Source organism: Serratia sp. T13T92 (assembly GCF_047530105.1).
Taxonomy (GTDB): Bacteria; Pseudomonadota; Gammaproteobacteria; order Enterobacterales; family Enterobacteriaceae; genus Chania; species Chania fonticola.
Genome location: NZ_JBLJAK010000010.1, coordinates 80,465 through 102,163, shown reverse-complemented (window position 1 = coordinate 102,163; position 21,699 = coordinate 80,465). Strand labels below are relative to the sequence as shown.

General features: G+C 57.1%; 21 protein-coding genes. 9 read left to right on the top strand and 12 right to left on the bottom strand.

Annotated elements, in window-relative coordinates:
- Positions 1 to 56 precede the first annotated feature (56 nt).
- Positions 57 to 1,178 (bottom strand): 4-phosphoerythronate dehydrogenase PdxB, encoded by a 1,122-nt coding sequence (pdxB, locus tag ACMV5I_RS12555; protein ID WP_024485603.1) that lies wholly within the window; start codon positions 1,176 to 1,178, stop codon positions 57 to 59.
- A gap of 214 nt (positions 1,179 to 1,392) precedes the next feature.
- Here pdxB and ecpA point away from each other — a divergent pair, with 214 nt between their 5' ends.
- Positions 1,393 to 1,974 carry a common pilus major fimbrillin subunit EcpA gene (gene ecpA / locus ACMV5I_RS12550; protein WP_414824484.1) on the top strand — a complete coding sequence of 194 codons (582 nt, stop codon included), beginning with the start codon at positions 1,393 to 1,395 and terminating at the stop codon, positions 1,972 to 1,974.
- 16 nt (positions 1,975 to 1,990) lie between these two features.
- Here ecpA and ACMV5I_RS12545 read toward each other — a convergent pair whose 3' ends face one another.
- On the bottom strand, positions 1,991 to 2,764 hold the full coding sequence (locus tag ACMV5I_RS12545) for an AraC family transcriptional regulator (protein WP_024485605.1): 774 nt from the start codon (positions 2,762 to 2,764) through the stop codon (positions 1,991 to 1,993).
- A gap of 108 nt (positions 2,765 to 2,872) precedes the next feature.
- Between ACMV5I_RS12545 and ACMV5I_RS12540 the strand changes: the two genes are divergently transcribed.
- Positions 2,873 to 3,766: a DMT family transporter gene (locus ACMV5I_RS12540; protein ID WP_414824483.1), complete on the top strand. Its 894-nt coding sequence runs from the start codon at positions 2,873 to 2,875 to the stop codon at positions 3,764 to 3,766.
- 25 nt (positions 3,767 to 3,791) lie between these two features.
- Here the strand turns inward: ACMV5I_RS12540 and ACMV5I_RS12535 are convergent, their stop codons facing one another.
- Both ACMV5I_RS12535 and tctD read right to left on the bottom strand, forming a co-directional pair.
- Entirely contained in the window at positions 3,792 to 5,204 is a 1,413-nt protein-coding gene (locus ACMV5I_RS12535; protein WP_174333786.1) for a sensor histidine kinase, read from the bottom strand.
- Positions 5,191 to 5,865, bottom strand: a complete 675-nt coding sequence (gene tctD, locus ACMV5I_RS12530) for a transcriptional regulator TctD (protein ID WP_024485608.1) — start codon at positions 5,863 to 5,865, stop codon at positions 5,191 to 5,193. Before tctD ends, ACMV5I_RS12535 begins: the two co-directional genes overlap by 14 nt.
- Positions 5,866 to 5,988: 123 nt before the next feature.
- On the opposite strand from tctD, the gene ACMV5I_RS12525 reads away from it, so the two are divergent.
- Genes ACMV5I_RS12525 through ACMV5I_RS12515 form a run of 3 tightly spaced genes read left to right on the top strand, consistent with a single transcriptional unit; the run spans position 5,989 to position 8,947 of the window.
- Positions 5,989 to 6,969, top strand: a complete 981-nt coding sequence (locus ACMV5I_RS12525) for a Bug family tripartite tricarboxylate transporter substrate binding protein (RefSeq protein WP_021178586.1) — start codon at positions 5,989 to 5,991, stop codon at positions 6,967 to 6,969.
- 14 nt (positions 6,970 to 6,983) lie between these two features.
- Positions 6,984 to 7,415, top strand: a complete 432-nt coding sequence (locus tag ACMV5I_RS12520; RefSeq protein ID WP_414824482.1) for a tripartite tricarboxylate transporter TctB family protein — start codon at positions 6,984 to 6,986, stop codon at positions 7,413 to 7,415.
- Positions 7,416 to 7,426: 11 nt separating this feature from the next.
- Entirely contained in the window at positions 7,427 to 8,947 is a 1,521-nt protein-coding gene (locus ACMV5I_RS12515; RefSeq protein WP_024485610.1) for a tripartite tricarboxylate transporter permease, read from the top strand.
- A 78-nt stretch (positions 8,948 to 9,025) separates the two neighbouring features.
- Here the strand turns inward: ACMV5I_RS12515 and ACMV5I_RS12510 are convergent, their stop codons facing one another.
- Together ACMV5I_RS12510 and ACMV5I_RS12505 are read right to left on the bottom strand one after the other, a co-directional pair.
- Positions 9,026 to 9,655, bottom strand: a complete 630-nt coding sequence (locus tag ACMV5I_RS12510; protein ID WP_414824481.1) for a CatB-related O-acetyltransferase — start codon at positions 9,653 to 9,655, stop codon at positions 9,026 to 9,028.
- 183 nt (positions 9,656 to 9,838) lie between these two features.
- Positions 9,839 to 10,825: a DMT family transporter gene (locus ACMV5I_RS12505; RefSeq protein WP_174334913.1), complete on the bottom strand. Its 987-nt coding sequence runs from the start codon at positions 10,823 to 10,825 to the stop codon at positions 9,839 to 9,841.
- Between the two features lie 168 nt (positions 10,826 to 10,993).
- Here ACMV5I_RS12505 and ACMV5I_RS12500 point away from each other — a divergent pair, with 168 nt between their 5' ends.
- The gene (locus tag ACMV5I_RS12500; protein ID WP_414824503.1) at positions 10,994 to 12,448 is read left to right on the top strand and encodes a PLP-dependent aminotransferase family protein; all 1,455 of its coding nucleotides are present in this window, start codon (positions 10,994 to 10,996) and stop codon (positions 12,446 to 12,448) included.
- A 71-nt stretch (positions 12,449 to 12,519) separates the two neighbouring features.
- Here ACMV5I_RS12500 and ACMV5I_RS12495 read toward each other — a convergent pair whose 3' ends face one another.
- From ACMV5I_RS12495 to ACMV5I_RS12480, 4 genes are read right to left on the bottom strand one after another with little or no spacing between them, the layout of a single operon-like run.
- Complete coding sequence (locus ACMV5I_RS12495; protein ID WP_024485613.1) at positions 12,520 to 13,020, bottom strand: protein disulfide oxidoreductase; 501 nt, start codon at positions 13,018 to 13,020, stop codon at positions 12,520 to 12,522.
- On the bottom strand, positions 13,013 to 13,729 hold the full coding sequence (locus tag ACMV5I_RS12490; protein WP_121607412.1) for a DsbA family protein: 717 nt from the start codon (positions 13,727 to 13,729) through the stop codon (positions 13,013 to 13,015). The genes ACMV5I_RS12495 and ACMV5I_RS12490 overlap by 8 nt, the downstream gene beginning before the upstream one ends.
- Positions 13,729 to 15,762, bottom strand: a complete 2,034-nt coding sequence (locus tag ACMV5I_RS12485; RefSeq protein WP_414824480.1) for a protein-disulfide reductase DsbD family protein — start codon at positions 15,760 to 15,762, stop codon at positions 13,729 to 13,731. Before ACMV5I_RS12485 ends, ACMV5I_RS12490 begins: the two co-directional genes overlap by 1 nt.
- Before the next feature lie 49 nt (positions 15,763 to 15,811).
- Positions 15,812 to 16,180: a hypothetical protein gene (locus tag ACMV5I_RS12480; RefSeq protein ID WP_024485616.1), complete on the bottom strand. Its 369-nt coding sequence runs from the start codon at positions 16,178 to 16,180 to the stop codon at positions 15,812 to 15,814.
- Positions 16,181 to 16,360: 180 nt separating this feature from the next.
- On the opposite strand from ACMV5I_RS12480, the gene flk reads away from it, so the two are divergent.
- The gene (gene flk / locus ACMV5I_RS12475; RefSeq protein WP_414824479.1) at positions 16,361 to 17,386 is read left to right on the top strand and encodes a flagella biosynthesis regulator Flk; all 1,026 of its coding nucleotides are present in this window, start codon (positions 16,361 to 16,363) and stop codon (positions 17,384 to 17,386) included.
- Here flk and ACMV5I_RS12470 read toward each other — a convergent pair.
- A complete protein-coding gene (locus ACMV5I_RS12470) occupies positions 17,383 to 17,835 on the bottom strand; it encodes a rhodanese-like domain-containing protein (RefSeq protein ID WP_202672362.1) in 453 nt (150 codons plus the stop codon). The two genes, flk and ACMV5I_RS12470, sit on opposite strands and share 4 nt — an antisense overlap.
- A gap of 53 nt (positions 17,836 to 17,888) precedes the next feature.
- Between ACMV5I_RS12470 and ACMV5I_RS12465 the strand changes: the two genes are divergently transcribed.
- Positions 17,889 to 19,379 carry a PLP-dependent aminotransferase family protein gene (locus ACMV5I_RS12465; RefSeq protein WP_414824478.1) on the top strand — a complete coding sequence of 497 codons (1,491 nt, stop codon included), beginning with the start codon at positions 17,889 to 17,891 and terminating at the stop codon, positions 19,377 to 19,379.
- Here ACMV5I_RS12465 and ACMV5I_RS12460 read toward each other — a convergent pair.
- The gene (locus ACMV5I_RS12460) at positions 19,348 to 20,463 is read right to left on the bottom strand and encodes an SLC13 family permease (protein ID WP_024486882.1); all 1,116 of its coding nucleotides are present in this window, start codon (positions 20,461 to 20,463) and stop codon (positions 19,348 to 19,350) included. The two genes, ACMV5I_RS12465 and ACMV5I_RS12460, sit on opposite strands and share 32 nt — an antisense overlap.
- 145 nt (positions 20,464 to 20,608) lie before the next feature.
- Here ACMV5I_RS12460 and apbE point away from each other — a divergent pair, with 145 nt between their 5' ends.
- Positions 20,609 to 21,640: an FAD:protein FMN transferase ApbE gene (gene apbE, locus ACMV5I_RS12455; RefSeq protein ID WP_121607416.1), complete on the top strand. Its 1,032-nt coding sequence runs from the start codon at positions 20,609 to 20,611 to the stop codon at positions 21,638 to 21,640.
- Positions 21,641 to 21,699 lie beyond the last annotated feature (59 nt).

Genomic DNA, 21,699 nt, shown 5'->3' with positions numbered 1-21,699 from the left:
TCACCGCCCGATAAACTTTACCGCTTATTGCTTAAGGCAACCTTACGCGTTGTCCTTTACAGGACGCCGAAGCCCAGTTTGTGCAAGAGTTCCGCACTGGCGCTGTCATCGCACTGCACCCGCAGTGAAGACCATTCCCGGCGTTCCTGATAATGCTTGCGCAGGCGATCGAACTCACCCGGCAGCCCGGCAACTTGCCGCAGCGGCGCATCATCGCGGCGCACATCATACACCAAGTGCATCAATCGTTTTAACTTGCCTTCGTCCAGCGGCCCATTGAGGCGGATTTCGCTGAACTCCGGCACCGGCAGCAGAGAGGCCAGCTCGATAGCTTGCGGCTGCCCCAGATGCTGGGCAAAGGCTTCAAACACCTGCGTGGTGCCGCGCGCCTTACCTTCCAGCGTGTAACCGGCGATATGGGCGGTACCGATATCCACCCTATCTAGCAACGGCACGCTGAGATCCGGCTCTGGCTCCCACACGTCCAGTACCGTACTCAATCGCTTACCCCGCTCCAATACGTTAAGCAACGCGGCGTTATGTACCACGGCACCCCGGCAGGCGTTGATCAGAATGCGATCGTCGGGCAAAGCATCCAGCAGATCCGCGTTGGCCAGATGCAACGATTTATACGGGCCAGTCTTGTTCAACGGGGTATGGAACGTCAGCACGTCGGCCTCTGCCACCAGCTTTTCCAACGGCCAGAATTCGCCGCTGTCCCCACGATCGGCGCGTGGTGGATCGCACAACAGCGTACGCACGCCCATGGCTTTCAGGCGAGCATCCAGCCGGGAGCCAACATTGCCGACACCCACTATCCCAACGGTTTTATCACGCAAAGAGAAGCCATCGCGCTCCGCCAACAGCATTAATGACGAAAGCACATACTCCACCACCGCAATGGCATTACAACCAGGCGCGGCCGAGAAACCAATCCCCGCCTGTTGCAACCACGCCTCGTCCACATGGTCGGTCCCCGCCGTAGCGGTGCCAACAAAACCGATCTTGGTGCCAGCCAACAGTTCCTGATTCACTTTGGTCACCGAACGCACCATCAAGGCGTCGGCTCCGGCCAGCGCATCGGTTGGGATCGGGCGACCAGGCACGGCCTGCACTTCCCCCAAACGGCTAAATAGATCCACCGCATAGGGCATATTTTCATCAACCAGTATCTTCACGTCACTCTCCGACGGGTATAGGTAAGCAGTAACTACAAAATAGTGTGCCACCGAATGGCTCGGAAACCCAAGCTTGTTATGCCCGGTGAAATAACGATGTTTTTCTTCTAAGCTTTATTGAGTTCTTTCCGATAATTATCACGCAAGGAGGCGAACTCTCGCGTTAGCGACCGGCTAACGGGCAGAAACAAATCGAAAATCAAGGGCGTTAACCATGAAAAAAGCGACACTTGTTCTGGCGATCGTTGCAACACTCACAGCCGTTGGTAGCGCTCAGGCTGAAAACGTGACTACACAAGCATTAGCCACCTGGCCTGCGATAGCGGTGAAAGACTCCGCCAGCCAATTGGTCGTTACGCCCATTGGCAACCTGTATTTCCAATATGCTGAAGGCGTCAAGCGCTTCAACAGCCAGCAAGGCGTGTTCGACGTGGCTCTCGAAGGCGAAGGAACCGCAATTAAACTGACCGCCAAACTGGTTTCCAATACCCTGACTCAGTTGGGCACCTCCGGGTCTACCCTGGAAGTGGGAGTTAAACATCACGGCGCTGCGATAACAAAAACCGCTCAAACCACCCTGATAGATACCTCTACCGGTATGTCAGGCGGTAACCTGAGTAAACTTGCCAACGCTGACAAGCAGCCTGGTCGCCGCAGTGCGCAAGACCACTTCGATTTCAATATCATCGGTGCGACGGCTGATGGCACGACCCCGGTGACCGACTTCAGCACCTTGCCGGCGGGCACCTGGAGTGGTGATGTGAACGTTCGGTTCGACGTAACCTGGGCCAGTTGATGTCGTGTCGGGATTATCATGCCCGGCGGAAACGTTCTGGCGTGGTGCCGGCGATCTGCTGGAACATCACAATAAACGCGGAAGCCGAGCTATAGCCTACATCTAAAGCCACATCCTGCACGGTTTTCCCCTGCTCCAGCAGGGAAAGCGCATGTAAAAAGCGCAGGCGCTGCCGCCACTCGCTAAACGACATGCCCAGTTCCTGCTGGCAACGGCGCGAAAGCGTCCGTTCGGTGGTATACACCTTGCTGGCCCACACCGCCAATGAGGTGTTATCCGCAGGACAACGCTCCAGCGCCTGTAACACTGGCCCCAAAAACTTATCTTGTGAGGTCGGCAGGTAGGTCTGTTGAACCGGGGAAATCCGCAGTTGGTCGATCAGCACCCGGCAAAGACGCAGATCCTCCTCGCTAGTGGGCTCCAGCATTTTGCGCCCAAGGCAATCTTCTACAATGGCGCTGAACACCGGCGATACGTTGATCAAACAGGCCTCTTCTGGCAACCCGGCGCACAAGGATTTGGCGATATTGATGGTGCGGAACAGCACAGGTTTGCGGTTATGGCTGGAATGCTCCATCCCCGGCGGCAGCCAGACGGCAAACTCCGGTGGGGCCAAAAAGCGCTGCCCGGCAATATTCAGCGCGATCACCCCGGTTTTGACGCAGATCAGCTGCCCCCAGTCGTGGCTGTGCGGCAGATATTCGGTATCCGCATTGGTTTCTTCGCAGCGAAAAAACAGCGTGCGCGGAGCAGCGACGTCTGCGGTGGGATAATTACGGGTTTCGGCCATGATGAAGTTGTCTTGATTTCGCGAAATGCTGTCTGATTTTGACTATATATAATAAACCGGACACGGGTAGACTAGCCAGCATGTTATTCGTTGTTGAGAATTATTATCATGAACGTGCTCTTTCCCCTGCTGGCGGTGCTGATCTGGTCGATTAACGCCGTAGTCAGTAAAGTATCGGCAACCGCCATCGATCCGGCGGCCATCTCCTTCTATCGCTGGGCATTGGCGCTGATCGTGCTCACCCCTTTCGTGCTGCCGGGAGCGCTCCGCAATTGGCCAGCCATTCGCGCCAACTGGTGGAAGCTGATGATCCTCGGCCTGCTGGGGATGGTGCTGTATCAAAGCCTGGCCTATTACGCCGCACATAGCGTCAGCGCGCTGTTTATGGGCATCCTCAACTCCCTGATCCCGCTGTTGACGGTGTTAATCGGTATCTTTGTCCTGCGCGTTGCCCCCACCGTGGGTATCGCACTGGGCAGTACCCTGTCTCTGGGCGGGCTGGTGTGGCTGGTTAGCGCGGGGCAACCGGGGCTGCTGCTGCAACACGGCATCGGCAAAGGTGAGCTGATGATGTTCGCCGCTTCGGCCTCCTACGCGCTATACGGCGTGTTGACCAAACGCTGGGCGATCCCGTTGCCCAACTGGCAGTCGCTGTATGTGCAGATCGTGTTTGGCGTGGTACTGCTGTTGCCGAACTTCCTGATGGCACAAGACGTGCAGCTTACCAGCCAGAACATCCCACTGGTGCTGTTTGCCGGTATTCCCGCGTCGATTGCCGCGCCGTTCCTGTGGATCCAGGGGGTAATGCGCCTGGGGGCCAACAAGGCGTCGATCTTTATGAACCTGGCACCGGTGTTCACCGCGATAATTGCGGTCCTGTTCCTGCATGAACAGTTGCATAGCTACCATCTGATTGGCGGCGGTGTCGCTCTGCTGGGGGTGATCCTGTCGCAGCGCCTGCGCACGCCGTTAGGGCGTAGAAAAAGCACCGTAACACCGTAAGACTGAGGGGGAAATACGCCCCCTTTCACCCCAACAGCTTAAAACGTACCCGCACCAACAGACCGCCTAGTGCGTCAGAACTCAGCAGTTCCGGGCGGGTGCCGTGATAAGCGGTAATATCTTTAACCAATGCCAGTCCCAACCCAGCCCCAGGCTGATCGCCAACGTTATCCAACCGACGAAACGGTTGCAGCGCAGCGACCGTCTGATCCTGCGCAATGCCTGGCCCGCTGTCTTCTATCTCTAACAGCCCCTGCCCATCTACCATCAATAAACGGGCGGTCACAATCCCCTTGGCTGGCGTGTATTTCAGTGCGTTATCCAGCAGGTTGGCGCAAAGCTCCGCCAACAGCAACGCCTCACCGCCCACCCAACACACTCCCGCTCCTTCGTAGCCAAGATCGATCCGCTTGCTGCGAGCCTGCGGCAGGCGCGAAAAACAGGCGTCGCGTAACACCTGCGCCAGATTAACCGGCTGCAACTTACGCTCGGCCTGATGCTCGTGCGCCTTCAGCCGCGAGAGGTATAGCAGGCGATCGGTCAACGCGACGGTACTGTCCAGGGTGGCGCTCATCCCTTCCAGACTCTCACGCCATTGCTCGGGCCGTTCGCTGGCCAATGCCACCCCCACCTGGGTTTTCAAAACCGTGAGCGGCGTACGTAGCTGGTGGGAGGCATCGGCACTAAAGCGTTCCTGACGCGCCACCATCAACCGCAGCCGCTCAATATAGCGGTTGAATGCCAGCAGCAGCGGCTGCATTTCCGACCAGGGCAGCACCATCGGCAAAGGCGTCAGTTCCCCCGGATCGCGCCGCAGCATCATGCTGGACAGCTTACGCAACGGTTGCAGCAGCTTTTTCAGCAGGACGTAAGCCAGAGTGAGCGTCAATACCACCACTGTCCCCTGGCTGAGCAGCGCTGCCAGCAGCATCTGCCGCGCCAGATAGCGCCGCGACTCTAACGTCTCCGCCACCAGAATGGTCGCCATCCCCATCACCCCGCCCTCATTCACCGGCTGGAACAGCGCCGCCACGCGGATTGGCTGCCCGCGATAGTGCGCATCGTAAAAATGCACCAGGGCCGGATAGAGGTTGGAGCGAGGAATATAAGGTGGCATCTTGGGCAAATCGTTATAGCCCGAAATATTCCGTCCCTCGGGGGAAATTACCTGATAGTACAGCCGGTCGTTCATATTGCGCTCGAAGCTGTCCAGCACCACATAAGGCACATCTACCTCCAGGCGCTGATTACGTACCACCAGCCGCTCCGCCACCGTGCGGGCCGACGCCAATAAGGTGCGATCGTAGGCCATCGTCGCCGCACTCATCGCGCTGAAATAGTGGGTGTAGATTGAGATCCCACCCAATACCAGCAGCGGTAAACCAAAGAACAGCAGCAACTGATAGAACAACGAACGCGGTGCTTTAAACCACCTCATCGCACAGCTCCAGGCTGTAGCCCAGGCCCCGCAACGTCACGATCGCCACGTTGCTCCCCTGGAGTTTCTTACGCACGCGATGGACGTAAAGTTCGATGCTTTCGGGATTAGCCTCGTCTGACAGCGTAAACACCTGCTCAAACAATTGCTGCTTGGCGACCGGGCGGCCACGGCGATGCATCAAGGTGGTCAACACCGCCAGCTCACGGGGAGTTAACGACAGAGGTTTCTCCGCCAACAAGAAGTAGCCCTCGTCGTGATAGGTCAATAAACCGTATTGCAATGCCTGTTGCGTCACGCCAACGCTGCGGCGCAGCAACGCCCGGATGCGTGCCTCCAATTCATCCAGTTCAAAGGGCTTGGTGAGGTAATCGTCAGCCCCAAGATTCAACCCTTTAACCCGATCGGCCACCTCGGTGCGGGCCGTCAATAGCAATACTGGCAGAGTCTGCCCACGCTTACGCAACCGCGCCAACAGCTCCAGCCCGTTGAGCCGGGGCAGTGCAACATCGAGCACCACCAGCGCATAGCTTTCATGCAATAACAGATGGTCTGCCGCCACGCCGTCTATCGCCACATCCACCGCAAACCCAAGGCCGGTAAGGGCTTTCTGCAACCAATGAGCCAGCTCGGGGTGATCTTCCACTAACAAGAGACGCATATCACATCCTGTAAACTTTCCCGGTCGCTGAAAGGTAAATGAAAGGTTTATGTTTTAACAATTTGGCAACCCCGTGTCAGCGGGGATTCTCACAAACTGAAACAAAACCGATGGGGAAACGTCATGAAAACAATAATTACCCGTACGCTTACCGCCACTGTTCTGCTGTTCGCCGCCAACCAGGCGTTCGCCGTGGAAGCGCCAAAACGCACCGAATGTATCGCCCCGGCCAAACCCGGCGGAGGTTTCGATCTCACCTGCAAACTGATTCAGGTCTCGTTGCAAGAAACCAAGGCTATCGATAAGCCGATGCGCGTCACCTATATGCCCGGCGGCGTGGGAGCCGTTGCCTATAACGCCATCGTTGCCCAGCGGCCAGCCGAATTTGGCACCGTGGTGGCGTTCTCTGGCGGTTCCCTGCTGAACCTGTCGCAAGGCAAGTTTGGCCGCTACAACGTGGATGATGTGAAGTGGCTGGCGGCAGTGGGCACCGATTACGGCATGATCGCCGTACGCGCCGACTCGCCCTACAAGACGCTGAAAGACTTGATGACAGCCTTCCAAAAAGACCCGAACAGCGTGGTATTTGGTGCTGGAGCTTCCATTGGCAGCCAGGACTGGATGAAAACCGCCTTGCTGGCCCGTGAAGTTGGCGTAGATCCCCACAAGATGCGCTATGTGGCGTTTGAAGGGGGCGGCGAACCGGTTACCGCGCTGCTGGGTAATCACATTCAGGCGGTCTCCGGCGATCTGAGCGAGATGGTGCCTTACCTGAAGGGAGATAAGCTGCGTGTGCTGGCAGTGTATGCCGAAGAGCGCCTGCCGGGAGAGCTGGCAAACGTCCCTACCGCCAAGGAGCAGGGGTTCAATCTGGTGTGGCCGATCATCCGCGGTTTCTACCTTGGCCCAAAGGTCAGCGAGGCCGAGTATCAGTGGTGGATCGACACCTTCAAAACCATGACGGCAACCGAGGAGTTCAAACAACAGCGCGATCTACGTGGCCTGTTTGAATTCAACCTGACCGGCAAGGAGCTGGATACCTACGTGAAAAATCAGGTTACCCAGTATCGTGAACAGGCCAAAGCGTTCGGGCTGGCCAAATAACCGGGGGAATTGGCATGAGCGATCGTATTTTTGCTGCTCTGTGGTTACTGCTGTGCGGCGGCGGCCTGTTTCTCGGTTGGGGCATCCAGAGCGAATACAGTTACGAACCTTTGGGGCCACGCCCCTTCCCTTTGGCCATCCTGAGCCTGATGGCCCTGTGTGCCGCCTTGCTGCTGTTACGTCGGCCACAATTAGTCGAGTGGCCGCATCACAAAGTGCTGCAACGTCTGCTGGTACTGGTGATTACTCTGGTGCTGTACGCCTGGGGATTCGAGTGGCTTGGTTTTCCGCTGGCAACGGCCCTGCTGACGTTCAGCATTGGTCTGTTGTTCCAGGCCAGCATCAAGGCCGCATTGATTTCCGGCATCGTGATGGGCGTTGCGCTGTTCTACGCCTTTGATTATTTACTGGATGTCACACTGCCACTCGGCGTTTGGCTGAGCTAACGGGAGCGATAATGGAAACCTGGATGTATTTATCACAAGGGTTCGAAGTGGCACTGCTGCCCCAGAACCTGATGATTGCCCTGATCGGCTGCTTCGTAGGCACCATAGTCGGGCTGCTGCCGGGCCTTGGCCCGATCAACGGCGTGGCGATCCTCTTACCGCTGGCTTTCGCCTTGAAGTTGCCCGCCGAGTCGGCCCTGATCCTGCTGGCCACGGTGTATATCGGTTGTGAATACGGCGGGCGGATCTCTTCGATCCTGCTCAACGTCCCGGGGGATGCCGCCGCAATCATGACCGCGCTGGATGGCTACCCGATGGCCCAACAAGGCCGTGCAGGAGTTGCCCTGTCGATCTCCGCCGTCAGCTCTTTCACCGGCTCGCTGGTCGCCATTATCGGCATTATTCTGTTCGCCCCGATGCTGGCCCGCTGGTCGCTGGCGTTTGGCCCGGCAGAATACTTTGCCCTGATGGTGTTTGCCATTGCCTGCCTTGGCAGCATGATGAGCCAGAACCCGTTGAAATCCCTGCTGGCGGCCCTGATTGGTCTGGGGCTGGCTACGGTGGGGGTGGACGCCAATACCGGCGTGTATCGCTTCACCTTCGACAGCGTGCACCTCTCCGACGGCATTCAGTTTATTGTGGTGGTGATCGGGCTGTTCTCGGTCAGCGAGATCTTGCTGATGCTGGAAAGCACCAGCACGGGCCAAAAGCTGATCCGCAAAACCGGCCGTATGCTGTTTAACCGTAAAGAAGCTGCCGAGTGCGTTGGCCCAACCCTTCGATCCTCCTTTGTCGGTTTCTTCGTCGGTATTCTGCCAGGTGCCGGAGCGACCATTGCCAGTGCGCTTACTTATATGACGGAGAAGCGCATCAGCGGTAACAGCGAGTCGTTTGGCAAAGGGGATATTCGTGGCGTCGCCGCGCCGGAGGCCGCCAATAACGCTTCCGCCTGCGGTTCATTTATCCCAATGCTGACCCTGGGCGTACCGGGTTCAGGCACTACGGCGGTGATGATGGGAGCATTGACGCTGTATAACATCACCCCTGGCCCGGCAATGTTCACCGAACAGCCGGATATCGTTTGGGGGCTGATTGCCGCGCTGCTGATCGCCAACGTGATGCTGTTGATCATGAACATCCCGCTTATTGGCCTGTTCACCCGCATGCTGACCGTGCCGCTGTGGTTCCTGGTACCGGCGATCGCCGCCGTTTCCGCCGTTGGGGTCTATGCGGTGCACAGCACCACCTTCGATTTGCTACTAATGGTGGGGCTAGGCGTGTTTGGCTATATCCTGCGCAAAATGCACTTCCCGATGTCGCCGCTGATCCTGGGATTTGTGTTGGGGGAAATGCTGGAGCAAAACCTGCGCCGAGCGTTGTCCATCAGCAACGGGAACTTTGACATTCTGTGGAGCAGTGCCATTGCCCAATGCCTGTTGGTGCTGGCCGTCGCGGTGTTGGTGTTACCCCCACTGCTGCGCAAACTCCGCAAGCACCGCCGTATCACTGGGGAAGCGACAGAAGTTGAGTAATGCACAAAGGGCGCTGCATGCAGCGCCCCGATATTGTGAGCTGGTTGAACATCGGGCGGGGTTAACCCGCCCGACTTATTATTGGCGTATAACCTCAACAGCCTGCTCCAAGGCCGTAATATCATCGCTGGTCAACAAGGGCTGGATGCTGGCGAACGCCTCGGCGGGCAAATCGTAAATCTGCAACGCGAGTAAACGCTCGATTGTCTCCGCAGAGAACCGCCGTTTAATCATCCGGGCCGGATTACCGCCAACGATAGCGTAGGGTTCTACATCCGCAGTCACCACGCTACCGGCGGCAACTATCGCCCCTTCGCCAATCGTCACGCCAGGCATCAGCATGGCCCGCATCCCGATCCAGCATCCGTCGCCAAGGCTGGTATCACCTTTAGGCAAATAAGACGCCTGGATGGTTTCCATAAAGGGATACAGGCTCAGCCAATCAATACGATGGGTATGATTCCCGCCCATCAGGATCACCGCTTCGGCACCAATACAGACATAATCGCCAATGTGCAACCTGTCTAGCTGCCCCAGGGGCTCCCACTGTTGGCTGACCGCATCGCCGTGCAAATAGCGCACCACGGAACGTTCAAAGCTGTCATCCCAGCAATGGCTGTAATAACTGTGGGTTCCCTTGATCAGGATATTGGGGTTGGTTACCGTCTGGTGGAGTAATTCTACTTGTGACCAGTGTTTCTCAGTCATGGCTTCTTCTCTTAATTTATTGCAAGAGCCACGGAACGTAGTGTCAGTGGCAGCGTTTTCCGTTCAAAAACACTGCCCAATCAAGCGATAAGCGCTCGTTTTAACCTTGGATTAATCATCATTTGCTGTGTGCACCCTGTTGTTTCGCGGCCAATGGTAACAAACTGGCGCAGAAAACCAAGCCTACTTGGCTTTTCTCAGCATCAACACCCCGCCCATCACCAACGCGCTACCCAGTAGCTGTAACTGGTTCATGTTTTCCCCCAACAGGAAATAGGCAATGACCGCGGTAAATACCAGCTCCAGCGACAGGATCAGGTTGGCCACCGCCAGCGGCAGGGTTTTCAGGCTGATATTGTACAGGCCAAATCCCAGCAGCGTTGGCCCGGCGGCCAGCGTGAGCAGCAACAGCCAGCCACTCCACTGAATGCCTTGAACTCCCTGGGACAGAAACCACAGGTCCCCCGCCATGCCATGAAATGCCGCCAAGGGGAACAACGTCAGCAAGGTGTTGAACAACCATTGGTACACGGCGGAAAAACCAAATACGTACAGGATGGTATTCCACACCGGGTAACGCCGCTCGCTGGCGATACGCCCGCCGAGGGTATACAGGGTGTAACCAATGCCGGACAGCATGCCGACCATCAGCCCCAACAGGTCAAAACGGCTGTTGCCCATACTGTCGCCGTTGCTGACCAGGAAGCAGCCGCCCAGACTAACCACAATCACCAACAACTCGCGCAGGCTGAGGCGTTCGTTGTACATCATCCAGCCCAGGAACACGGTAAAACCGACCGAGCAATAGGTCAAAATAGTCGCCACCGAGGCGCCATTGAGCGCCACCGACAGCGTCCATAAGCTGTTAAACAACGCCAACAGCAAACCGTAACCCGCGTAGAACGGCACCTGTTCACGACGCAGATAGGCCCATTGCGGTTTGAACAGCAGCAATAACGGTAACAACACCAGGGCCACCAGGGCCGCACGCCAGAAGGCCAGCACAAACGTCGGTAGATGGTAATACTCGGTCAGCGCACGGATGATGATGGCGGTGAAGGCTAGCAGCATGGCGCTGATAATGGCGATCACGTAACCCTGGTTGGTTCCCCGCAGGATCCCTCCACTGACCACAACTGGTTCTGCAACAACACCCGACGGTAACGACATAACACCCTCAAAATTCCACCGCTTAATCATCTGGCGGAGATTTTAACGCGGCCAGATTTTGCCACCATAGCCACTTTACTACGATGTTATGCAGGCCACTTTTATCGGTGCCAAGCCTTGTTACTCTGGGATATAGTGAAAGTAGACTTTTATGACCGGGCCAATTTCATGCACATTCCACTGGATCGTCAGCAGGACATTCCGCTGTATCTACAGATCGAAGAAGCGCTACGTCGCGCCATTCTTGGCGGCACCTTTGCCGATGGCGATAAATTGCCGTCAACGCGCAGCTTGGCCGCCGAGCTTTCGGTCAGCCGTCTGACGGTGGAAAGTGCCTACGCCGAACTGACGGCCAAAGGATTGTTACAACAGCGGCGTGGCAGCGGTGCCTATGTGCGCCACCTGCAACCAGCCCCCATGCAGCAACGGCCAGCATCCAGCGAGCTATTCCCCGCGGATCGCTTCACCACCACGACGTCGCGGCTGGACGGTTATCCGGATATTCCTTTGCCGGAGCACATCATCAACTTTGCCGCTGGCGTCGGTAGTCCCAAGGTGTTCCCGCTTGAGGCGTTCCGCAAGATCCTGCTGTCGATCCTCAGCCGTCATGCGGAAGAGGCCTTCAGCTATGGTGATTATTGTGGTTACTACCCGCTGCGCGACACGCTGAGCCGGATCCTGACCGCGCAAGGTATCCCCACCCGTGCCGAACAGGTGCTGATCACCAACGGCTCGCAACATGCCATCAGCCTGATTTTCCAGACGCTATTACGCCCAGGAGATACGGTGATTGTCGAAGAGCCCACCTATGCCGAAGCTCTGGGGCTGCTGCGCCTGCACCAGATCAACATTGTTCCAGTGCCCAGCGATCGTCACGGTATGTGCGTTGAGCAACTGCCGGAGCTGATCGCCCAGCATCAGCCCAAAATGATCTACACCATCCCCAATTTCAATAACCCCACCGGGCGCTGTATGAGCGAAGCCCGCCGCAGCCGCTTGCTGGCGTTGGCGCAGCAGGCTGGGATAGTGATCCTGGAGGACGATTTTGTTGGCGATCTGCGTTACAACGGTAAAAGCCTGCCGTCACTGCGCGCCATGGCTCCCGCTGGCACGGTGATCTATGTCAGTACCTTCTCCAAAATGCTGCTACCCAGCATGCGCATCGGTTATCTGGTGGCAGACAGCGAACAGTATCTGCAATTCTCACGGCTCAAACACGTCGACAGCTTTACCAGCTCCAATCTGATCCAGCGCGCGCTGGACGCCTTTGTCACCGTTGGCAGCTACGACAAGCAGCTGCGCCGGGCGGGAAGGATGTACCGCCAGCACCGTGATGCGATGGTGGCTGCATTAAGCGAGCACCTACCGCCGGGCTGTCGGTTTGACATCCCCGCGGGAGGGCTGTTTATCTGGCTGGAATTGCCACCTGCCGTAAGCACCACCACGTTGATGCCAATAGCCTGGCAACAGGGTGTCACCTTTGCCCGTGGCGAATGCTTTTATGTTGAGGAGCAGCACGGCTCACATGGCTTGCGGTTGAATTTTGCCGCCAATACGCCGGAGCTGATTACCGAAGGGATCGCCCGGCTTTGCCGGGCGATTGTTGAGGTTATGGGGAATTAAATGTCACTACCGCAAAATAGGGCACAGCATGCAGCGCCCCTACGGTCGGGTATGTTATTTAACCATTGAGACTAAATACTGGCCCACCAGAGCCGCAGTTTCATGCCCCAATAGCTGGTCCAGCCGGTGGTGCTCTGCACCACCTTACCCTGAGAGATCACCACAATGGTCGGCGTTACGCCAATCTGCCACTGCGCCGATAGCTTGCCCTGCTCATCGTTAACCACCGGCAGTTGCAACTTTTTAGCCGCCAACCACTGCTCAACCTGCTGGTCATTGCCCGAACGCAGCGCCACGGTCATGACGTTACCGCCGTTTGCCACCAGCTTGGCCACGTAAGGCGTAGTAAAGCGGCAAACCCCACACCAACTGGCCCAGAAATAGACCAACAAAGGTTTATCCTGGCTGAGCTGCGCCAACGACACCTGCTCTCCATCCAGGGTTTCGAGCATTTGTTGGTCAAAGGTCAAGGGAGCCTGCGGGGCCCGCCACCAGTCCATGGCGAACGTCACGCCCAGCACGAGCAACAGCAAAATCAGCAGTTCGCGCGCCCAGCGCCGCAACCTAGCCATTTTTTACCTTCGCCAATTGCTGCTTCACTAACGCTTCCAGATCCTCATAAGACACCGCGCCCGGCAGCATCTGATCGCCAATCAGGGTGGCCGGCGTTCCCTGCACGCCAAACTGTTCCGCCAACTGCATATTGGTGCGTAGCGTGGTCATACTCTGTTCAGTCGGTGCAACCTGCTTAACCCCGGTTTTATCTTGAGCAGCGGCGATGCTGGCGTTGTCATGAAAGCCTTTTTTCGCCATCAGGCGTTGATGCAACGGCCAGAACTGTTCGGGATGCTGCTCCCAAGCCGTTAACGCCACCCGCGACGAGGCGATCGAGCTTTCCCCTTTGAACGGCAGCAGTTTCACCACCAGCGCCACATCGGGATATTTGTTGACGATCTTCTCCAACATCGGATCAAACTGCTTACAGTACGGGCAGTTGTAATCGGTGAAAGCCACCAGCGTCAGCTTGGCATTCTTGGCCCCCAATCGTGGGCTGGCGGGATCGTCGAACAGGATTTTGCTATTTTTCTCAATTGCCTGGCCGATTTGCTGGTCGTTGGTTTGCTGCTGCCAGGCGTTAACCGCTTCTGCCAGAATATCCGGGTTAGAGACCAGCGTTTCGCGGATCAGCTCTTTGATCCGCACTTCCTGCTCGGCGGTGAAAGGAGCCGCAGCCCAGACCGGGGTGACAATCAGCAGCAGTAACATCAGTAACTTGTTCATTATTGGTTTCCTTTGGCAGTAGACAGGGCTTGCAGAACGGCTTCGCGAGTGAGCAGCGGTGACAACACTTCGCCGTCTGGCGAGCCGGGGCCATAGATTTGGTTAAAGGGAACGGCAACGCTGCCGCGCTGTTGCAGGAAGGTCGAGATGCTTTCCGACGGGCGGCTCCAGTCACCGCGCAACGCCACCACATCCTCGGCGCTGAGTGCTTTTTGCACCTCGTCGCGCAGCAACACGTTGTATTTATTCGCCTTGCAGGTCACACACCAGTCGGCGGTCACATCGACAAACACCCGTTTGTTGTCGGCCAGCGCCTGTGCGATCGCCTGTTCAGAAAGCGGTTGCCAGGCGATGTTGTCGTGTAACGGCTGTCGCCACTGGTTGGCCGTCAACGATCCCACCAGCAATGCCAAACCACCGACCACCAGCACGCTGGCCGCCGCTATCCCCGCTGGCCGGGCACCTAACCGTTGCCACACCGCCAGCAATAAACCGAGCAGCAAGATGGCACCGACAATCAGAGTCGGCCTCACGCCGATATGGTTGGTCATCAGGCTAAGCAGCCAGAGCGAAGAAACCAGCATTAGCAAGCCCAGCGCCAGCCTCATCCCGTTCATCCAGCGGCCAGGACGTGGCAGGCGTAACGCCAGCGCAGGCCAGGCGGCAATCAGCAACCAGGGCAGACTCATGCCAATTCCCAGTGCCACAAACATGCCCCAAAGCACCGGCAACGGAGCCGCCAACGCAAACGCCACCGCCGTTCCCAGGAAAGGTGCCGAGCAAGGCGTTGCCAGCAGCGTGGCAAACGCTCCCTGCCAGAAATGACCGCTCAAGCCACGCCCGTTATGGGTGGCCAGCTTGGTATTCAACGAGGAAGAGAGTTGCAGGTGGAACAGGCCGAACAGATTGGCGCTGAACAGCAGCGTCACCAGCACCATAAAGCCGATAAACCACGGGTTTTGGAATTGGATACCCCAGCCCAGCGCGTGATTGCTCAGGCGCAACAGCGTCATCAGCAAGGCCAACGCCATAAAGGACACCACGATCCCCAAGGAAGAGGCCAGAAATTGCCAACGCACACTACGCCGATCGCGCTGCTCGACCTGCAAGATGGAGCCTAGCTTCATCCCTAGCACCGGCAGCACACAAGGCATCAGGTTAAGAATGAAACCGCCCGCTAGCGCCATCAACACCGCTTGCCATAAGGGGAAAGCCACGGTGGACGGTAAAGCAAGCGGCCCGCCAATGGTCAGCGTAGCCTCCTGAGCGATCCCACCGTCGCTGATAACCAACCGCAGCTGTTTACCGCGCAGATCCGGTGCTGCGTCTCCCCAACCATCACTCACGGGAACTCGCGCTTGCAGACTCTCGCCATCACTGCTGACCGTTGGCTTGCCCAGATCGGCTCCTGCCAAGGTATCAAAGAACAGCTCAGGCTGTTGCCAGCCCGCGGTACGCTGCGCGATAATCTGCAACTCACCGTTGCGATAACCGGCACGCAGGCTGTCCACCAACCCGCTGGCAATCGGCACCTGCCCCATCGCCTGAGCAAAGTCGTGATTGAACTTTGGGTCAGCCGGGGTGGTGAGATCCAGTTTGAACGGATAATCGGTCAAGATGCAGACGTTGCTACAGGTGGATAAGGTAAGCCTTCCCTCCAGTTGCTGTGGCACAGCCCCCTTGAACACGATGGGCAGCGTTACCCGCTGCTGATAGCCCTGCGTCGAAATCCCCGCCACGTCAAAGCGCTGCGGGGTTGGCCAGAACCAGGTTGCCGGTGGTGGGTTACCCTGCCAGGTGATTGCTGGCGCAATGCCGCCTTCCCCTGGTGAGCGCCAGTAGGTTTTCCATCCTTTTTCCAGCTCAACAGCGAGCAGCACACGGGTTTCGTCCCCGTTGCTGGTGTCGGCACGCAGCCTGACTTGCGCATGATCGTTCTGCGGGCTTTGCAGCCAGCCGCTATCCGCTGCCTGTGTTGCAGGTAGCCAAAGCACTAACAGGCAAGCCAACGCCAGCCTGATGATATTCCACATAATTGTTCTCCATAAATAAATTAGTCACTCGGTTTGACGAGGGATTAACTCATTCACGGAACACGCATAATCGCAGATGCACCCTGAGGGTGGGGGGGGAAATAACGCGTACAGGAGGGTACGGCAGGCGTGGAGCGATGATCGGAGCCAGCAGGACCAGCAACATCCCCAGGCCAAACAGCACGTTTTCAAACATCACCGGTGGAGAGGCCAACAGCGATTTGGCACTCAGCTCACAAGGGGTCGTGGTGGTAGCCTCTTCATCACCGCTGGCCGAGGATTGGCTAACGCTGACAGTGGGCAGGCCAAGAGCTAATTGCAAGGTATGCAAACCCGCCATGCGCTGGGTGAGGCACGTCAGTACCACCAGGCAAGCCAGGGTTAAAAACCATTTTGCAATCCGCTGCCGATTTATCATCACGCCCTCAATGCCGTATCTGCGCCTATCTTAGCGGCGTAAATAGGATAAGCAACGATTGGCCTGTAAAGAAATGTCTGGTGGCGGTATTGATGGCACGAAATTACAGGTATCATAAGCGATTAAGCCTGTGCTTTTCGCCGGGTATGTCGACTTTATACACTGCGAAGGACTGGTGATATGCAACCATTAAGTGGACCTGGCGCTCCTGGCGCAGCCGATCACCCTCCGACCGCAGGCAAAATACCCCCTGCCGACGATCAGCCGCTCTCCCCAACCCAACGCACCCAGTTGGAAAAACTGATCGTCAAGATCATGGCCCTCAGCCCGGCCAAATCCGCCGAGATCTGGGCCACGCTGCGTCATGAATTAGGGGCGGATAACCACAGCGAACTGTTGGCGCGCCATTTCCAACCGGCAGAGCAGCTACTGCAAAACCGCCTTGGCGTGGCACAACAGAGCCATGCCAGCCGCCAACTGCTGCAACAGCTCACCGAACTGTTGCCACAAGGCAATAACCGCCAAGCGGTCAGCGACTTTATCCGCCAGCAGTTTGGCCATACGGTGTTAAGCCAGTTGAGTCACCCACAGCTCCAGCAAGTGTTGAACCTGCTGCAAACCGGCGAACTGACAATCCCTCACCCGCAACAAACGGCCACCAGCGATCGTTCGCTGCTGCCTGCGGAACATCAGCACTTGCAGCTGCAGGTCACCAAGCTCAGCGCGGCTACCGGCGAGACAACGGCCAAACTCTGGCAGGCACTGTTCGATCTGGTCGGGGTAAAAATCAACGATCCGTTGCCCGCACGCCACTTCCAACTGCTCAGTCAGTTTATGCAGGTGAAATTGGCGCTCAGCCCACAAACGGCGCCGACGCTGCAAAACCTGCTGGCGGTATTGAAACAGCCAGCAGACCAACAGGAGCAGCAACAGCTCAATGACTATTGCCAGCACCGCTTTAACGGCAACCTCAATACGCCGTTGACCCACGCGCAGCTAAACGACGTGATCCAGCAACTGTTTACCCGCCGTCTGGACAAGACTGGCCACGCTCCGTCGCTACACAGTGACGTCCAACAGCCACAGCCATTGCTTAACCCGCTAATCGCCGCCCTGCCGCAGCCTTTACAGTCGGTATTCAGTAAGCCTTTGGCGCTGGTTGTCGGCGTTATCGTATTGGCATTGGTACTGTGGGCGCTGTTTTAACAGCCGCACTCCGGTGCTTTACCCCGCCCCTGCATCGTCCCCTGCTCAACACCGATGGCCACCGGATGGCCATCGCGTAGCCAGAAATCCAGCCCGCCAATCAGCTCTTTGACCCGAAAACCGAGCTTGGCCAACTTGTATGCCCCCTGGGTGGAACCGTTACAGCCGATACCGTCGCAGTAGGTGACATAGACCTTGTCACGATCGAGAGATGAGGTACTGCTTTCATCCATTAAGCGATGGGGAAAGCTCAGCGCTCCAGGAATATGCCCGGCGGAGTAGAGCGCGCTGGCACGGGTATCGATCACCACAATCTCGCTGACGCCATTGCGCAAATCTTCCGCCACGTCCGCCGAGTCGGCGTAAAAGCTGAGCTTAGCCGCCAGATAGTCCAGGCTTTGTGCTGCCGCTGCCGGGGGAAAAGCCAATACCAGTGAAGAGACGTTCATAGTGCAACTCCAGTGCCTTAAGGTTGATGACAATAGTGCCTGATTTTGGTCTTATGGTTGAGACCCATTTTGCCAAGGTAATAAGACCGATTATGTCTCAGGTATTGCTGATGCTATTTCAACAGGTGGATAACGCGACGGGCACGCTACGTGAGCGAGTGTGTAATACGTTACGCACGGCGATCCATTGCGGCACGTTAAGCGCGGGCCAGCGCCTGCCCTCCTCGCGGGTTCTGGCGGCCGATCTGAGCATCTCACGGGTTACCGCCGAAGCCGCCTATGCTCAGTTGGAAGCCGAGGGATATCTACATCGCCGGGTGGGCCAAGGCACCTCTGTCGCTATCCAGATCGCCAAGCCTGCGCCAATACGCAAATCCAGTGGCCAACTGCGGCTCTCACAGCGCGGTTTGGCGATTGTGCAAACCGGTGGCTGCCGCGATCCACAACAACCACTACCGTTTGCTGCCGGTTCACCGGATCTGCGCGCCTTCCCGTTGAAGCTGTGGCAACAGCTCACCGCCCAACGGCTGCGGCTACAGGGGGAAAAGCTGCTGCGTTATGGCGATCCCCAAGGCTACTTGCCGCTGCGTGAAGCCATTGCCGGTTACGTCGGCCAAACCCGGGGCGTGAACTGCGACTCGGAACAGGTGATCGTCCTGACCAGCTCCCAACAGGCATTGCAGCTGATTGCCACCTTGCTGATCGATAACGGAGATGTGGTGTGGGTCGAGGAGCCTGGTTACAACGGGGCCAAGAACGCATTTACCAGCGCGGGAGCCAATCTGGTACCGGTGGCAGTGGATGAGGCCGGGCTGCAGCCAGACGGCTCGTTACCTCCCCCTCGCCTGATCTATCTGACTCCTTCGCATCAGTACCCCACCGGCGTGGCACTCAGCCTGGAACGGCGATTGGCCCTATTGGAACAGGCCCGGCGATCGCAAAGTTGGATTATTGAGGATGACTACGACAGCGAGTTTCACTATGACGGCCAACCGATGCCCGCCATGCAGGGTCTGGATCGCCACGGCACAGTGCTGTATGTCGGCACCTTCTCCAAAGCGCTGTTCCCTTCGCTACGGCTGGCCTATCTGATTGTGCCCCCCGCGTTGGTGGCAGCGTTTACCACCGCACGTTCGGTATATGACGGCCATTGCGCTCAGTTGGCACAGGCCGTCACGGCAGAGTTTATTCTGCAAGGGCATTTTGCTGCCCACATCCGTTACATGCGCCAACTCTATCGCAGCCGCCGTGATTGGCTACTAACGCAGCTAGCACAGCACCTGGGGCATTTTGCCACGCCACAGCACGCGGGCGGTGGGCTTCAGCTCGGCGTTTGGCTACCGGTGGGCCAAGAGGCAGAACTGACCCGACAGGCGCAACAGCTAGGCGTCATTACTCCCGGCTTGTCCACCCAGTATCAGAACGCCAGCGCCAGACGCGACGGCTGGTTACTGGGGTTCTCGGCCCTCACGCCAGGGGAGATTACCTTGGCCGTGGAGCGGCTGAGCCGAATTAACCCAATAACAGCCAACCCACCAACGTAGCCCATGCCAGGAAGGGTATCGAATAGTAATGGAACCGCAGCCAGATCTGGCGTTCCCCCGCCATCCGCAGGGCGATCAGGTTAGCCAGTGAGCCGATCGCCAGGCCAAATCCCCCGGCGTTTACCGCATAGGCCACCAGAGCGCTGGAAGGCACATAGTTCAGCAACAAAATGGTCGCCGGAACGTTGCTGATCACTTGGGATAAAGCGATCCCCAACACATATACGCTGCCGTCCGCCAGCGAGGCAATCTGGTCAAACAGCGGCTGCAGCGCTGGCAGTTGGGTCAGCAAGCCAATATTGATAAACATGGCGAGAAATACGAAGATCAGGCTCCAGTCAATCTGCAGCAGCACCTGGCGAGCCAACAGCAGAAAACCGGCAAACACCAGTAACATGCCATACAACGGCACGTCCAAATCCAGGCAGATCAGAAAGGCCACATACAGCGCGACACTGGCCAGTAACAGGCGCATTTGATAAGGATAGGGTTGGGTGTTAGGGGCTTTGACAATTTTCCGCGCCGGGAAACTGAACCAGGTGACCACCAGCAGGCTCAGCATCATGATAATGCCGAACGGTGCCATGCGCCCGATAAACTCCATAAAGGTCAGCGAAGACTTGCTCCACAGCAAAATATTCTGCGGATTGCCAATCGGCGTCAGCAACGACCCGGCGTTAACCGCCAGTGCCTGGAAGATGATCAGGCGGCTTATCGGCAGTGAAGAGAGCTTTTTCAGCGTAATGGTCAACGGGATAACGATAAACAGCGCCACATCGTTGGTGAGAAACGACGACAGCACCGCAGCAGCACACACCAGAAACAGTGCCAGTGAACGTTCACTTTGCAGGGTGTTCACAATCTGGCGGCCGATAAAATCGAAATAGCCACTAACCTCAACGCCTTTGGTCAACAGCATCAACCCCAGCAGGGTCATAATGGTGCGCCAATCGATAAAGCCAGAGAGTGCCCTCAGCGGCTGTGGCCCAATGGCGTACAGCAGCATCCCCATCAGCAGCAACGCATGCAGGAAGCGGTCATGCAAAAATGGCCTCAACAAACTGGTCAGCGCATTTGAACTCATGGATTTACTCTTATTTTTCAAGCGAAGGCTGGAAAACGACGTTAGCCGAAGCTCTTGAATTACGCCAGTAAAAAAGCACGTTGCCCTTTCCATTTATCGTATTTTGTTTTATACCCGTCGTCTTTCCCTGCTTTTAGGATTTTCTATGGCCAATTCCATTGCCAAAAGGCTGCTGCTCAGCGCGGCGCTGATGCTGCTAGCCGCCTGTAACGATGCCAACACCCGCCCCCAGATCGACATCGAAGGCAAAACCATGGGGACGTTCTATAGCGTAAAGGTCAGCGGCACTATCACCGAGAGCAAACAACAATTGCAGCAGGAGATCGATGCGCTGCTGGAGCAGGCCAACGACGATATTTCCACTTACCGCCCCGATTCAGTGTTATCCCGCTTCAACCAAAACACCACTGCCGAGCCGCAGCCCATCCCCCGTGGAATGGCCGATATCATCCTCACCGCTCAGCGCATTGGCCGTGATACCGGAGGTGCTATGGATATCACCGTCGGCCCTTTGGTTAACCTGTGGGGATTCGGCCCGGATAAGCGGGCCGTCAAAGTCCCCAGCCAGCAGCAGATCGACGCGGCTCGCCAGCATATTGGTTTGCAACATCTGAAACTGCTGAGCGACAGCCGGGGTGAATGGCTGCAAAAAGATCTGCCGGAGATGTATGTCGATCTCTCCACGCTAGGCGAAGGTTACGGCGTGGATCAGTTGGTCCAGTTGATGGCGCGCAAAGGCATCACCAACTATCTGGTATCGGTGGGTGGAGCCGTTTCATCACGCGGCGTGAATGGCCAGAACAAGCCTTGGAGGGTGGCAATCCAAAAGCCCACCGACCGGGAAAATGCGGTGCAAGCGCTGGTGGATTTGCAAGGCTACGGCATCAGCACTGCGGGGAGTTATCGTAACTACTTCGAGCAGGACGGTCAGCGCTATTCCCACGTGATCGATCCCGTCACCGGGCGGCCAATCACCCATAAGCTGGTTTCCGTTACGGTGATTGCCCCTACGGCGTTGGAAGCCGATGGTTGGGATACCGGGTTGATGGTGCTGGGCACGGAAAAAGCGCTGAAACTGGCCGAAGAGAAAGGGTTGGCGGTGTATTTGATCAGCAAAACCGATGACGGCTTCAGCGCGACGATGACGCCGCAGTTTAAGGCGTTCCTGGTGCAGTAGGACCTTTAAAATCAGTGTATTACCCCTCACCCTAACCCTCTCCCACAGGGAGAGGGGAC